Consider the following 14,737-nt stretch of genomic DNA (forward strand, 5'->3'; position numbering starts at 1 on the left):
GAATTAAACTCCCTAAATCTATTCTTAACTATGAAAATTCGCCTTATTTGTGTCTTTTCTTTGCTTATTCTTTTACTATCTTTCATTAAAAAAAACGAAATTCGTCAACCTAATTTTATTGTTTTTTTTATTGACGATATGGGCTCAGCCGACTTGGCTTGTTATGGAAATACGTTCAATCAAACACCTAATATTGACCAATTGGCTCAAAAAGGGGTAAAATTCACGAATGCTTATTCTGCCTGTACGGTTTGTTCGCCTTCAAGAGCGGCTCTGATGACAGGTAAATATCCAGCAAAACTTCATATTACCGACTGGATTGCAGGTCATGAAAAAACTAATCCAAAACTTCTGATTCCAGACTGGCAGAAGTTTCTTCCACAATCAGAAAAAACAGTTGCCGAGTACCTCAAAGAAAACGGATATGTCAATTGGCACGTAGGAAAATGGCATTTGGGCGAAGGAGAAGAGTTTTATCCTTTGAATCAAGGTTTTGATATAAATATTGGTGGTTCGAATTGGGGACACCCAAAAAAAGGCTTTTTTGCTCCCTATCAAATGCCACTCTTGACAGAAGGTGTAAAAGGTGAATACCTAACAGATAGACTAACAAATGAAGCTATCAAACTCATTGAAAATCATAATGAGAATGTGCCGTTTTTCTTGAATTTGGCACATTATGCAGTGCATAGCCCAGTTCAAGCAAAAGCCGAAAAGATTGAAAAGTACAAAAAACTACTTGTTTATCTTGATAAACAAAAAAATCCAGCTTATGCCGCAATGATTGAAAGTTTAGATGAGGGAATTGGACGTGTAATGAGTGCCTTAGAAAAAAAGAATTTATTAGAAAACACTGTCATTATTTTTGCTTCCGATAATGGCACTTTGATGCAATCTGCCAGTAGTTTACCATTCAGAAAAGGAAAGGGTTGGTGCTATGAAGGAGGCACTCGAACACCTTTAATTGTTTATTGGAAAAATAAAATTGAGGGTGGCAAAGTGATTGATGAGCCTACAATCACGATGGACCTAACATCGACTATCTTAGATTTAGCAGCAATCAAACCCAGCGAAAAACTTGACGGCAAATCACTAAAACCAGTTATTTTGACTAATAAAAAGTATGAAAGGCCTTTATTTTGGCATTATCCGCATTATCACGAAGGCGATGCTCCATACAGTGCCGTACGCTTGGGAGATTGGAAATTAATTGAGTTTTTTGAGAACAACTCTCTTGAGCTTTATAATTTAAAAGACGACATTTCTGAAAGCAATAATTTGGCATTAATCAATCCTCAAAAAGCAAAAGAGCTAAAGAAACTACTCGATAAATGGCGAAAAGCCAACAATGCACAAATACCAACCCCAAACCCTAACTACATCGAAAAAAAGAGTAAGTAGCATACTTATAAATACTTATTCAAAGTCCGAATTATGGGTGGTAGATAACTCGTTCCGAATAAATTTACATGAACCAATAGCGGATAAATATTATAAATCGGCACTCGCATATCGAAGCGAGGTTGTAGTGGATATGCCTCATTATAAGTATCATAAAAACGCTTATCGAAGCCCCCAAAAAGCGTAGTGAAGGCAATTTCCATTTCACGATTTCCGTAATAAACTGCGGGGTCGATGAGCGTTGGCTCGCCATTTTCATTCGTTATTACATTTCCCGTCCACAAATCTCCGTGCAGGAGCGAAGCAGGTTCGTTTGGCAGCAATTCAGGCAATACTTTATAAAATTGCTGAAATTTTTCGTATAAATCCCTACTAATCAATTCGTTATAATAAGCCAAACCAGCTTGAAGATTCAAGCGTTTTTCGATAAAAAAACTCAACCAATCTTCTTTTTGTTCATTGCTTTGGCGAAGCGAACCTATGTAATTATCGAAGTTTAGGCCAAACTTTTCATCAGTATTTCGGTGTAGAGCAGCTATTTTTTCGCCCAACATTTCCCAATAATCAAAATTAGGCTTGGTATATTCTATGTTTTCCAGCACCAAATAATCTTGTCCGTCACGTCGGCCCCAGTTGATAACCTCAGGCACACGAATCACGTTGGCTTCCCGCAACAAATCAAGACCACGAGCTTCGGTTTCAAACATTCCTTCGTGATTTCGAGTATTATATTTCACAAAGTATTTGCCTTCGTTGGTAACTACCTGTACGGTCACGTTGATACTGCCGCCTTGCAATAGTCGATACTCGGTTACTTGAAAGTCACGCCCGAAGCTCTCAAAAAGTACACCTTCAAAAAATTGGAATTGGTCTTCAGCCGTTTGCATAACACCCCTAACCCCTAAAGGGGGACAAAAAAGATTTTAATAATATACTTTTAGCTACTGATTTTTTCAACTAATAATAAATTAAATAATTGATAATGAACTATTTATGAAACAAAACTCACCATTCACCATTCATCATTCACCATTCACTCTTGAATAGAAACGTTAAAATAAAAACTTTATCATTAAATTTTCCGAACTTTGTAAAAAATTTCAGTAGATTTATTTATTTCATCCTTTTTCATGCAAAAACGTCATCTTGCCATTCTTGGTTCAACGGGTTCGATAGGAACACAAGCTCTGGAGGTAGTAGAAGCCAATCCTGATATTTTTGAAGTAGAAGTGCTTACCGCACAAAATAACGCCGACTTGTTAATTGAACAAGCAGCTAAGTTTCGTCCGAATGTAGTTGTGATTTCAAACGAAGACCTTTACGATAAAGTTTTTGCGGCTCTCGACCCACTCGATATTAAAGTTTACACTGGAGATAAATCACTGGCCTCGGTCGTGACGATGGACTCCGTAAATATAGTTCTGACAGCTTTGGTTGGTTATGCAGGTTTAATTCCAACTGTAGCGGCAATCAAGGCGGGCAAGCATATTGCGTTGGCTAATAAAGAAACTTTAGTTGTGGCTGGCGAACTGGTAACCGAATTAGCCCAAAAACATAAAGTTGATATTTTGCCAGTTGATTCGGAGCATTCGGCGATATTTCAGTGTTTGGTTGGTGAATTCCATAATCCAATCGAAAAGATTATTCTAACAGCTTCTGGGGGGCCATTCAGAGGAAAAGACCGTGAGTTTTTGAAAACCGTTACGAAAGCACAAGCTCTGAAGCACCCAAATTGGAGCATGGGGGCAAAAATTACGATTGATTCGGCTTCGTTGATGAATAAAGGCTTGGAAGTGATTGAAGCAAAATGGCTTTTTGGACTCACGCCCGACCAAATCGAAGTGGTGGTGCATCCGCAAAGCATTATTCACTCGATGGTGCAATTTGAAGATGGCAGTATGAAAGCCCAAATGGGTCTGCCCGATATGCGTGTGCCAATTCAGTTTGCCATTGGTTATCCGAATCGTCTGAAATCGAATTTCCCGAGAATGGATTTTGCTCAATTTCCTTCGCTGACTTTTGAAAAGCCTGATTATCAGACTTTCCGAAACTTAGGATTTGCATTTGAGGCACTCCAAACTGGCGGAAATATGGCGTGTATCGTGAATGCCGCCAACGAAATTGCCGTTGCATCTTTCTTGCGTGATGAAATCGGTTTCTTGGAAATGTCGGATTTGATTGAAGATTGCATGAAAAAAGTGAGCTTCGTACGTACACCAACGCTCGAAGATTATATTGAAACCGACAAAGAAACCAGACGTCTGGCTTTGGAGTTTGTTTAACAGTCGATGGACGACAGTCCACTGACAATAGTTTTTGAGATTTCTAATAAAAAATCTATTAGTTTTTTTTAAAAGAATTAGAATTCTTAATTCTTAATCGCACGGGCGACCCCGTCTTAATTTATAAGTAAAATGGCAAAGCAACCATTTCAAGTAGTTTACGAAGACAATCATATTATTATTGTCAATAAAGCCCAAGGCATTTTGGTGCAGGGCGATAGCACTGGCGATAAAACACTTTCGGACTACGTAAAGCATTATATCAAAGATAAGTACAATAAACCTGGTGATGTTTTCCTCGGAACAGTACATCGGCTTGACCGCCCTGTGAGTGGTTTGGTGGTTTTTGCACGCACCTCAAAGGCCCTCGAACGTATGAACGAGCTTTTCAGAAAGCGTGACATCCAAAAAACCTATTGGGCGGTTGTTGGCAAAAAACCTGAAAAGAAAACTGCCAAGCTAACCAACTGGTTGGTTAAAGATGAAAACAAAAATATTGTTAAGGCTTTTGATGAAGAAGTACCAGGTTCGCAAAAAGCTGAACTTACGTACCGTTATTTAGGCGAAATCAATCACTATCATTTGCTCGAAGTAAATCCAATTACGGGTCGTCCACACCAAATCCGTGTGCAGTTAGCCAAAATGGGTTGTCCGATTCGAGGAGATGTGAAGTATGGATACCCTCGTCCAAATCTCGAAGGCAATATCAATCTTCACGCTCGACGCCTCTATTTTGTGCATCCAGTAAAAAAAGAACCCATTATTTGTAAAGCGGCATTGCCCGAAAACTCATTCTGGGAGGAATTCTTAGAACTCGAACCCGAAGATGTAAAAACCGAAAATTTGGACTTTTTGTATTGAGAAAACTATTAGCGTTTGGTTTAGACCAAACGCTTTTTTTATGATATATTTGAAAGATATTTATTCGCTCTTTTAAAAATCAACCTTCAATTCTATAAAACTAATGAATCGCAGAAACTTTCTTTCAAAAAGTGTCTTAGCCGCAGGTGCAACCACACTTGGCACAACAACCGCAGCTTTAGCAAATCCTGTTTTTGAGGCATCGCCCAATCCTGCTCCCTACAAATACAAACTTTTATATGCTCCGCATTTCGGAATGTTTGAAAATTCGGCCGGTAAAGACCTTTTCGACCAACTAAAATTCATGGCCGATAACGGTTTCATGGCTCTCGAAGATAACGGAATGCTGAAACGTCCAGTTGAAACACAAACAAAAATCGGCGAAACACTCGCAAAACTCGGCATGAAAATGGGCGTTTTTGTAGTTGATGGTGGCGATAACTGGAAGGTGTCTTTAGCAACTGGCAAGAAAGAGTTTCTCGAAAACTTCTTGAAAACCTGTCGAGAGTCAGTAGAAACGGCTAAGCGTTGCAATGCAAAATACATGACGGTCGTACCAGGATATTTCGAGCGAAATCTTCCATTAGGTATCCAAACTGCTAATGTGATTGATGCATTGCGTCGTGCTTGCGATATTTTTGAGCCGCACAACCTCACGATGGTGCTTGAGCCATTGAGCGACAACCCTGACCTCTTTTTGCGTCATTCTGACCAAAGTTATATGATTTGTAAGGCAGTAAATAGTCCGTCATGCAAGATTTTGTTTGATATGTGGCACATGCAGCGAAACGAAGGCCGCATGACTCAACACATGGATTGGGCTTGGGAAGAAATTGCGTATTTCCAAATTGGCGATGAACCAGGCCGCAAAGAGCCAACAACGGGAGAAATCAACTACAAGAGCCTTTTCAAGCACATTTACGATAAAGCAAAAGCCAACAACCAAGAGTTTATCATGGGTATGGAACACGGCAATTTTGCGAAAGGCAAAGAAGGCGAAATGAAACTCATTGAGGCTTATCAATGGAGTGATAATTTTTAAGGTAATAAAAAAGGGAAGCGACGCTTCCCTTTTTTATTACTTCAAGTCTTCTAATTTGCCTAAATCAATATCATCAAGAGTATCTTTCACTTTATCCATTTCAACGTTATTGCCTCTGACCGTCACCACAAAACGCTTTCCTATAATCACGGCCATTTCGCCATCTTTGTTTTTTGAGTTGTATTTCTCGTAAGCCTTATTTCCTTTGTAAGTCGTAGTTTTCTCATACCCGTTTTCGGTTTCTTTATCCATATCCACCATCGACCACGCAGCCATTCCCATTAAAGCCCCTGTTCCTGCTACGTCAATGATATTCACTTCTATTGAGCTATCATCATTTTTATATCTTGCCTCCGCCTTCGATACCATAAAGCCCATTGCCCCTACTTTTTCACTTTCGGCACTTTTGCGAGCTAATCCTGCGGCTTCTTCGGGCAGTAATTCTTTCAAAAGTTTCGCATCGACCACTTCTTTTGGTTCTTCGTTCGACATATTTTCGGCTTCTTTCGTAATCTTATCGACCAATTCCATAGCTTTTTCTTGCTCAGTTTGCTCCTCTTTTTTCTTTCCACAGCTACTTAAAAACATACTAATCGCAAACAGCGATACCAAAAGTCTCATTGTTTTCATATTTTTTGACTGTTAAAGGGTTAATTTTAAAGTAAGATATGAGTTTTATAAAAAACTTAAAATTGTTTTACTATTTATTTACTAAGCGGTTGACTAAATTTGAATTTTGAAATCAGACTCAATGCTTACATTTCCAAACGCCAAAATCAATATTGGCTTAAATATTACCGAAAAACGTTCAGATGGTTTTCATAACATCGAATCGGTGTTTTATCCTGTCGAGTGGTGCGATGCCCTCGAAATTATTCCCAACCAAAATCCCGATGCCACAAACGCAGTTTTTCAGAGTTCGGGTTTGGCCATTCCTGGCAATGAAAGTTCGAATCTATGCCTAAAAGCATGGAATTTATTGCAAGACCTCATCAGCGTTCCGCCAATGATTCATTTGCACAAAGTTATTCCGATGGGTGCTGGCTTGGGCGGTGGCTCAGCCGATGGAGCTTTTACCTTAAAAATGCTCAACGAAGTCTATGAACTAAACCTCAGCAATGATGCATTGAAAGATTTTGCCCGAAAACTGGGTTCGGATTGTGCATTTTTCATCGAAAATCGACCCGTTTTTTGTTTTAATAAAGGCGATGAATTTGAAGATTTTGCACTCGATTTAAAAGGAAAGTTTGTGGTTTTAGTAAACCCCGATATTCATATTTCTACGGCCGAAGCGTATTCGGGCGTATCGCCAAAAAGGGCCCAAATAGCTCTAAAAACGGCACTTTCACAACCAATTTCGACTTGGAAAGAAATAGTTAAAAACGATTTTGAAGAAAAGTTGTTATTAAAGTATCCGACCATTGCCGAGGTGAAAGAAACACTCTATCAGGCAGGAGCAGTGTATGCTTCCATGACGGGTTCGGGCTCAACTGTCTATGGGGTTTTTGATAATACAATTGACCTAAAAGACCGTTTCCCAAACTTCGCAATGTGGCAAGGATTCTTTAAAGCTTAAACTTCTTCAAGAACAAGAAAGCATGAATCAACTTACAAAACGCCGTGAACCATTTGCTTTCATGCTATATTTAGCTATTATTGGCAGTGGCTTGTTGTTTTTCTTTTTACTTTTGGTTTTTATTACCAAAGAGGCACGTAATCAGGATATTCCGCTGAAAATCCCTGGCGTATTTTGGGTGAGTACATTTGTGATTATTGGCAGTAGTCTGACTCTTCAAGGGGCAAACAAAGCCTTTAAAGAAGAGCGTTTTCGGAGTTATCGCCTCAATATTAGTGTGACATTGCTGGCGGGAGTTTTGTTTATTATTTTACAGGGACTTGGGTGGCAAAAAATGCTTTCGGCAGGTATTACGATGGCCAATAATACAGGCGGAATGTTTATTTATGTGCTTTCGGGACTGCACATTTTGCATACACTTGGGGGACTAATTGCATTGGCATCGGCCAATAAAGATGCTTTCCAGCGAATGCAATATGTCGATTCCTTCGTTTATAGTGTAAATCCACCTAACCAATTGAAAATAAAGCTAATAAGTATTTATTGGCACTTTATAGATATTCTCTGGATTATCCTTTTTCTCTTTTTACTTTACCATGCTTCATAAAACTCGTGGAATAGTTATTAGCTATATTCGTTATCGAGAAACATCAATTATTGTAAAAATTTATACCGAAAAATTCGGTATTCAATCTTTTATTGAAAATGGTGTAAGAAGCAGCAAAGGCAAAAACAGAATCGCACTTTTTCAACCACTTTCGTTGCTCGACATGGTGGTTTATCACGATGAAAAGAAAGACCTTCACCGAATTTCGGAGATAAAATCAAGTTTTCCATTTCGCACCCTTCCTTACGAAATCCATAAATCAAGCATCGGAATGTTTTTGGATGAAATTCTGAATAAAACGCTGAAAGAGCACACCGAAAATGAGCTTTTATTCGATTTTCTTTATCATTCGCTCATTTTTTTGGATGAAACCGACGAGCATTACGAAAACTTTCATCTGATTTTTCTGCTTAAATATGCTTTTTTCTTGGGTTTTTCGCCACAAGATTCGAGCGAAATCGTATCACAATTCAAGGAATTTAATGCTATGATTCCGTTTGATGCCGACTATCAAAAACTCATGAATCAGCTAATTTTGGCCGATTATCAAACGCCCCTACTCATGAGCAGAGGCGTAAGAAATCATTTACTCGAAGTTATTATTGTCTTCTACCAAATTCATTTTGAAGAGTTTGGCGAAATAAAGTCATTGCAGGTTTTGCGAGAAGTACTTAGTTAATGGATAATGAATAATTGAAAATGGAGAATTAAAAAAGAATAAAACATTATCAATTCTCCATTTTCAATTGTCAATTAATTCCTCTCATCCACGTAGTCAATAAATTCACGCCATAAGCAGTTGCCGATTTCATTTTGGCAAATTCTGAATCGCCAAAGGCCAAGCCAGCAATATCGAGGTGAGCCCAATTGGTATGTCCATCAATAAAAAATTCTAAAAATTTGGCGGCAGTAATTGCCCCCGCAACTGGTGCTGACGAAAGATTTTTGATGTCGGCCACATCAGAATTCATCATATCTTTGTAGTCGTCCCAGAGTGGCAAACGCCACAGTTTTTCGCCAGTGTCTTGTCCGATTTCGAGTAATTCATTGGCCAATTCATCATTATTCGAGAGCAATCCTGCGGCAGCATAACCCAAAGCAGCAATACAATTACCCGTAAGTGTTGCTAAATCTATGATTACATCTGGCTCAAAATTTTTCTTGATGTAAGAAAGTCCATCAGCTAAAATCAATCTTCCTTCGGCATCTGTATCAATTACTTCAATGGTTTTGCCCGAATAGCTTGAAATTACCTCACTTGGTTTCAAGGCATTTCCATCGACACAGTTTTCGGTCGAAGGAATTACACCAATCAAATGCACTGGAAGTTGTAGCTTTGCTGCCAATTCCATTGCTCCTAAAACAGCTCCTGCCCCACCCATATCCGACTTCATATAACTCATACTTGCCGAACCTTTGATTGAAATTCCGCCAGTATCGAAAGTTACACCTTTGCCTACTAAGCCTACCCTTCGACTTCGCTCAGGGAGCGGTGAATCTGAAGAACGTTCCCCGAGCGTAGCCGAGGGGGAAAGGTATTCCATCACAATAAATCGAGCAGGGTTTTCGGTACTTCCTCGACCAACAGCCAAAAGTGCGTGCAGACCAAGTTCGAGGCATTGCTTTTCATCATAAACCTTTACATCAAAACCATATTGTTTGCCAGATTCGATGGCAAATTCAGCGAGTTTTTGTGGATATTTATAATTGGCAGGTGCATCAACCAAAGCCATGATTCGGGCCTGTGTTTCGGCAGTTGCTTGCCCGATTTCAGCTGATTTTCCGGCACTTCCTAAGTGATTTTCAGCTACTTGAATTTCTAAAACTGCATCTTCTGTAAAAAACTCAGCTACTTTCTTTGCATCGGTTTTATAAGCTCCTACTTCATATTCGGCCAAACAGATTCCGTTAACAATTTGCTCGGTATGAGCTTCTAAACCAGCCAATTTTAACTTCAAACCAACATTTTTAGGTAATTTCTTCTTTGAATTATAGAAAAATGAACGAAAAACCTTCACGAAATCAATCGCTTTTGGAGCTTTTCCTAAACCCAAAAGATATACTTTTTCGAGTCCTTCTACTGCTCCGTACAAAGCCAACGTTTCTTTTGCTCCTGCCTTAAAATCTTGTTGTAGTATTTCGGCACTAAGACCAACGTGTTTGGCAATTTTTGAAAGATTTTCGGCCAATTTTTCATTCTCTACCAACGGAAAGATAATGGTTTTTGCGGCCGTATTATGGGTTGTTATGTTGATTTTCATGTTTACGAAATTTCTTATTTAAAAGTATAAAATTAGAACGCTGATTTTCACAGATTATAAAATCCATCAAAATCAGCGTTGCTTGAATGAGCCTTCTATTAAACTCTTAGAAAAACAGCCACTCAATTGCTTTCGGAAATTCTTGTCCCCAGCGTTTTTCGTTGTGTTCGCCTTTGGGGTCGGTTGAAAGTTTAATTTGAATTTTTTCGGCGTCCCAACCTTGGCTTTCAATGGTTTCTTTCATTTTCTTTACATTCGGAATCATCGCTGCACTTTCTTTTCCACCTCCATATAAGTAAATTTTGGTATCCAAAGGATTGAAAAACTCAATGGCATCGAAGTAAATCTTGGGCGAAACCCACAAAGCTGGCGAAAGTACCATCAGACGACCGATAGATTCGGGGTACATCAGCCCCGCATAAATACTAATCAAACCACCCATCGAACTACCGCCAATTCCAGTAAATTGTCGCTCGGTTTTGGTGCGATAATTGGCATCAATGTAAGGTTTTAGATTACGGACAATAAAATTGGCGTATTTCATGCCCAAACCTTTCCCTTTTTTCTCGACCGTGTAAGGAGAATATTCATTGAAACGCTCTTCTTCGCCGTGTTCGATGGCCACGATAATCACATCGCCCAATTCTTTTTTGGCCAGAAGCGAAAGACGTTTGTCAATTTCCCAGTTACCATAACTTGAACCTTTGCCAAAAAGATTTTGGGCATCTTGCATATACAATACAGGATAATGTTTATCAAGGTTTTGGTCATAATCGTGCGGGAGAAGAATATAAATTTTCCGTGTTTTCCCCAGTTGCGGAATCTCGAATTTCTCAGAAACAACCTGCACTTTTGGCATGAGTTTCTTGATGAATGCCGTAGAGCCATCTTGTCGCCAATAAGGTACAAAATCAGCGTAGTGTCCCGATAAACTTTCAATTACTCGATTACTCGGGGCATTTCCGTAAGTATCTAACTCAACAAAATCCCAGCCGCCACGTGTATATTTATACTCTATTTTTTCGGGAAGTGTTACTTCGGGGGCGAATGTAAATTTGTACTTTCCCTTGCTCACACGCTTCATTTCAAAATCTGACACATCGGGATTCCATTCGCAAAAATTACCTGATAGATACACAGGTCGTTCGTCGTCGACAGGGGTTGTCAACTCTAAACTCAACAAATTTCGGTTACTCATTTTTACTTTTTTTGTGGTACGTAAGTGTAAGTAAGAATTAAAACACTTTACACTTATATAATGTTCCAGCAATCTACCTACTGAATGTACCATTATAACTCAGATTCACTTTATCAATGCCTTTTGAGGCAAAATGACTCGACAATTTTAAACAAAAACTCTAATATTCAAGCAAGAAAACTATATTTACTTAGCAAAAACACGAAAAATTTATACTTACTATCACAAAAAAACAAAATTGGCGGCGTCTTTTTCTCAAAAAACACCGCCAAATAAGTATTCAGCGTAGCTTATTTATCTGTTAGACTAATGCTTGCCATAAAATTTCGACTGGATGTAAGGCTTTTCGGCCAGTACCATCGTGAATTTGGTGGCGACAGCTCGTCCCTGGAGCCGCAATAATCACTTCTTCGGGTTGTTTTCTAACCGTTGGGAAAAGCACCAGTTCGCCGATTTTCATCGAAAGTTCATAATGTTCTTTTTCGTAACCAAACGAACCCGCCATTCCGCAGCAGCCCGATGGAATGAGATGCACTTCGTAGTTTCTAGGCAACGAAAGAATTTTTTTGGTTGGTGTAAGCGAAGCAACCGACTTTTGTTGGCAATGTCCGTGTAGTTTAATCAAAAGTTTTTCGCTAGTAAAGTTTTCAGCCGTAATGCGTTTAGCGTCAATCTCACGAGCAATGAACTCATCAATCATCAAGGCGTTTTTGGCAAGTTTTTTGGCAGCTTCTATCAAATTTTCATCAACTAAATCGGGATATTCGTCTCTGAAAGTCAAAATTGCCGAAGGTTCGATACCGATGATTGGCATTTCTTCGGTCACAACATCTTTCAGCAATGCCACATTCTGATTGGCCAATTTCTGAGCATCTTTCAACATTCCTTTCGATAAATACGCCCGCCCAGAATCAACGTGATTAGGAATAATCACTTCATAGCCAAGTTTATTGAGCAAATCGAGTGCTTTTTTACCAATTTCAACATCATTGAAATTCGTGAATTCATCACAGAATAAATATACTTTTTTAGCTGATTTAGCTGCCGATTTCTCTGATTTATTATACCACTGCTTGAGTGTATTATTACTCAAAAGCGGCATTGTTCGCTCAGGGTGGAAACCAATTACACGATTGGCAATCTTACGCAAAGGAGCGTTACCTAAAACCAAATTATAAGCCCACGGCACATAAGATGCGATATTGCTCATTTTTGAATAATTGCCAATCAACCACGAACGCATCGGTAAGCCATTTTGCTCATGATAATGTTGCAAAAACTCCATTTTCAGCTTCGCCACATCAACATTCGACGGACATTCTGATTTACAGCCTTTACATAAAAGGCACAAATCCATTACTTCTTTAACCTCTTTGCTATCAAAACGGTCGAGTTTTTCGGAGTTTGTCAGCATTTCACGCAAAATATTGGCTCTGGCACGAGTGGTATCTTTTTCGTTGCGAGTGGCCATATAACTCGGACACATCGTTCCGCCGCTCAATTCGGTTTTGCGGCAATCGCCTGAGCCATTGCACTGTTCGGCATGTTGTAAAATATTCTGATTATTGAATCGGAATACAGTTTTAAATTCTGGCACTTTGTGGTCGGCCTCGTAGCGAAGGAATTTATCCATCGGAGGCGTATCGACAATCTTATTTGGGTTGAAGATATTCTGTTCGTCCCAAACCTTTTTCAATCCTTTAATTAAAGCGTAGTTCTTCTCGCCAATTTGCTGACGAATAAATTCACCACGCAAACGGCCATCGCCGTGTTCGCCTGAAAGCGAACCTTTATATTTTTTTACTAAAGTCGAAATCTCCTCGGCAATCAATCTAAACTGGCGGTGTCCTTCGGCAGTTTTAAGGTTAATGATTGGTCGGAGATGAATCTCGCCCGAGCCTGCGTGAGCATAATGCACCGACGACATGCCATTTTTAGTCAGAATCTCATTAAATTCTCTGATAAAATCGGGCAAATCGTTTACATCAACTGCCGTATCTTCGATAACAGCAACAGCTTTTTCATCACCTGGAAGGTTCGAAAGTAGTCCTAAACCAGCCTTGCGGAGTGTCCAAATCTTTTTGGTGTCTTCGCCAAAAAGAATCGGGAAATGATAGCCCAAGCCAGCGGCACGCATTTCGGCTTCCATTTCGGTAGCACGAGCCTTTACTTCTTCAATATCATCGTTTGAAAGTTCTACTACCAAAATCGCTCCAGGGTCTCCTTGTACAAAGAAACGATTTTGACTTTGCTCTTTGTTTTCTTTCGTACACTCTAATATATAATGGTCGATTAACTCTACGGCCGTAGGCTTATATTTTAAGGCAATAAGGTTTGCTCGAAGCGACTCATCAACCGAATTAACATGCACGCAAACCAAACCTTGTACTTTTGGAGGAAGCGGATTTACGTGAAGTTTGATTTCGGTGATAAACATCAAAGTTCCTTCCGAACCAGCAATCAGTTTACAAAAGTTAAATGCTCCACCCGAGGCCACACCTGCCAATGGTGGAGTTTTGATACTTGCCTGCCCTTGAGTAGTAAAAACCTCGGTTTCCAAAAGCTCATCAATGGCATAACCCGTATTCCGACGCTCGATACTCATTTTCGGAAATTCCTTACGAATTTCGTTTTGATTATCGACATCACTCAAAATACTATTAATATGATTATAGATACGTCCTTCGAGCGAGGTGGTATCGTTTAGTTTTTGTTTAAATTCATCAATACTTAAATTCTTGAACACTACAAAAGAGCCATCGCTCAAGAATCCCTTCACTTCCATCAAGTGGTTGCGGGTACTTCCATAGACGACTGAGTTAGAGCCACATGAATTATTTCCGACCATTCCTCCAATCATAGCACGATTTGCCGTTGAGGTTTCTGGGCCAAAGAATAAGCCGTTTTGTTTCAAGAAAAAATTCAATTCATCACGCACAACTCCTGGTTGTACTTTTACCCAACGCTCTTCTTTGTTTAATTCGAGTATTTTTGTAAGAGTGCGAGATACATCAACAATAATACCGTTACCTACTACCTGCCCAGCCAAGGATGTACCAGCCGTACGAGGAATCAAAGAAGTATTATTTTTACGAGCAAAAGCTATCAATTTCTGAATGTCGGACTCATCTTTCGGAATAGCTACCGCCAAAGGCATTTCTCGATAAGCCGAGGCATCAGTCGCATACAAAGTACGCATGACATCATCCAGATAAAGTTCTCCAGCCAATTCTTTGGCCAGTTGCTGTAATTGTTGATTAATCATTGAATCTCAAAGTTTTTGAATTTTTCAAAGATATTCGATTTTCGGGTTTACCTCCAAAAAACAATATCTGTAAATATTTTATCTTAAAAAAATACAAATTGAGCCTATTGTGGTCAATTTATTAATAATTAATTTAGTTGTTGACTTTGAAGCAATAATTGATGAGTAAAATTGAACCACAAAATTACGACTAAAAACCTAAAGCTATATTGTTTTTGTACAATTTTTAAAAATTGAATTATTT

At 39.1% G+C, this 14,737-nt stretch carries 12 protein-coding genes; 7 read left to right on the forward strand and 5 right to left on the reverse strand.

Going from position 1 to position 14,737, the window contains the following annotated elements; genetic code table 11:
* Positions 1-30: 30 nt before the first annotated feature.
* Positions 31-1,401, forward strand: coding sequence for a sulfatase (locus IEX65_RS23220; RefSeq protein ID WP_188769860.1), 1,371 nt, complete (start codon positions 31-33; stop codon positions 1,399-1,401).
* Between the two features lie 5 nt (positions 1,402-1,406).
* Here IEX65_RS23220 and IEX65_RS23225 read toward each other — a convergent pair whose 3' ends face one another.
* On the reverse strand, positions 1,407-2,288 hold the full coding sequence (locus IEX65_RS23225) for a fructosamine kinase family protein (protein ID WP_188769863.1): 882 nt from the start codon (positions 2,286-2,288) through the stop codon (positions 1,407-1,409).
* 243 nt (positions 2,289-2,531) lie between these two features.
* Between IEX65_RS23225 and IEX65_RS23230 the strand changes: the two genes are divergently transcribed.
* From IEX65_RS23230 to IEX65_RS23240, 3 genes are all read left to right on the forward strand, one after another.
* Positions 2,532-3,683, forward strand: coding sequence for a 1-deoxy-D-xylulose-5-phosphate reductoisomerase (locus tag IEX65_RS23230; RefSeq protein ID WP_188769865.1), 1,152 nt, complete (start codon positions 2,532-2,534; stop codon positions 3,681-3,683).
* Between the two features lie 132 nt (positions 3,684-3,815).
* Positions 3,816-4,544, forward strand: a complete 729-nt coding sequence (locus IEX65_RS23235) for an RluA family pseudouridine synthase (protein ID WP_188769866.1) — start codon at positions 3,816-3,818, stop codon at positions 4,542-4,544.
* 103 nt (positions 4,545-4,647) lie between these two features.
* The gene (locus tag IEX65_RS23240; RefSeq protein WP_188769867.1) at positions 4,648-5,586 is read left to right on the forward strand and encodes a hydroxypyruvate isomerase family protein; all 939 of its coding nucleotides are present in this window, start codon (positions 4,648-4,650) and stop codon (positions 5,584-5,586) included.
* 36 nt (positions 5,587-5,622) lie between these two features.
* On the opposite strand, the gene IEX65_RS23245 is transcribed toward IEX65_RS23240, so the two are convergent.
* On the reverse strand, positions 5,623-6,216 hold the full coding sequence (locus tag IEX65_RS23245) for a transposase (protein WP_188769869.1): 594 nt from the start codon (positions 6,214-6,216) through the stop codon (positions 5,623-5,625).
* 121 nt (positions 6,217-6,337) lie between these two features.
* On the opposite strand from IEX65_RS23245, the gene ispE reads away from it, so the two are divergent.
* From ispE to recO, 3 genes are read left to right on the forward strand one after another with little or no spacing between them, the layout of a single operon-like run.
* Positions 6,338-7,162 (forward strand): 4-(cytidine 5'-diphospho)-2-C-methyl-D-erythritol kinase, encoded by an 825-nt coding sequence (gene ispE / locus IEX65_RS23250; protein ID WP_188769871.1) that lies wholly within the window; start codon positions 6,338-6,340, stop codon positions 7,160-7,162.
* A gap of 22 nt (positions 7,163-7,184) precedes the next feature.
* Positions 7,185-7,769: a cytochrome c oxidase subunit 3 gene (locus IEX65_RS23255; protein ID WP_188769873.1), complete on the forward strand. Its 585-nt coding sequence runs from the start codon at positions 7,185-7,187 to the stop codon at positions 7,767-7,769.
* On the forward strand, positions 7,759-8,448 hold the full coding sequence (gene recO / locus IEX65_RS23260) for a DNA repair protein RecO (RefSeq protein ID WP_188769875.1): 690 nt from the start codon (positions 7,759-7,761) through the stop codon (positions 8,446-8,448). The genes IEX65_RS23255 and recO overlap by 11 nt, the downstream gene beginning before the upstream one ends.
* Positions 8,449-8,518: 70 nt before the next feature.
* Here recO and IEX65_RS23265 read toward each other — a convergent pair whose 3' ends face one another.
* From IEX65_RS23265 to IEX65_RS23275, 3 genes are all read right to left on the reverse strand, one after another.
* Complete coding sequence (locus IEX65_RS23265; RefSeq protein ID WP_188769876.1) at positions 8,519-10,030, reverse strand: leucyl aminopeptidase family protein; 1,512 nt, start codon at positions 10,028-10,030, stop codon at positions 8,519-8,521.
* Positions 10,031-10,136: 106 nt separating this feature from the next.
* Positions 10,137-11,228, reverse strand: a complete 1,092-nt coding sequence (locus tag IEX65_RS23270; RefSeq protein ID WP_188769878.1) for an alpha/beta hydrolase — start codon at positions 11,226-11,228, stop codon at positions 10,137-10,139.
* A 301-nt stretch (positions 11,229-11,529) separates the two neighbouring features.
* Positions 11,530-14,493 carry an FAD-binding and (Fe-S)-binding domain-containing protein gene (locus tag IEX65_RS23275; protein WP_188769880.1) on the reverse strand — a complete coding sequence of 988 codons (2,964 nt, stop codon included), beginning with the start codon at positions 14,491-14,493 and terminating at the stop codon, positions 11,530-11,532.
* Positions 14,494-14,737 lie beyond the last annotated feature (244 nt).

Source organism: Emticicia aquatilis, from assembly GCF_014644295.1.
Classification (GTDB): domain Bacteria; phylum Bacteroidota; class Bacteroidia; order Cytophagales; family Spirosomataceae; genus Emticicia; species Emticicia aquatilis.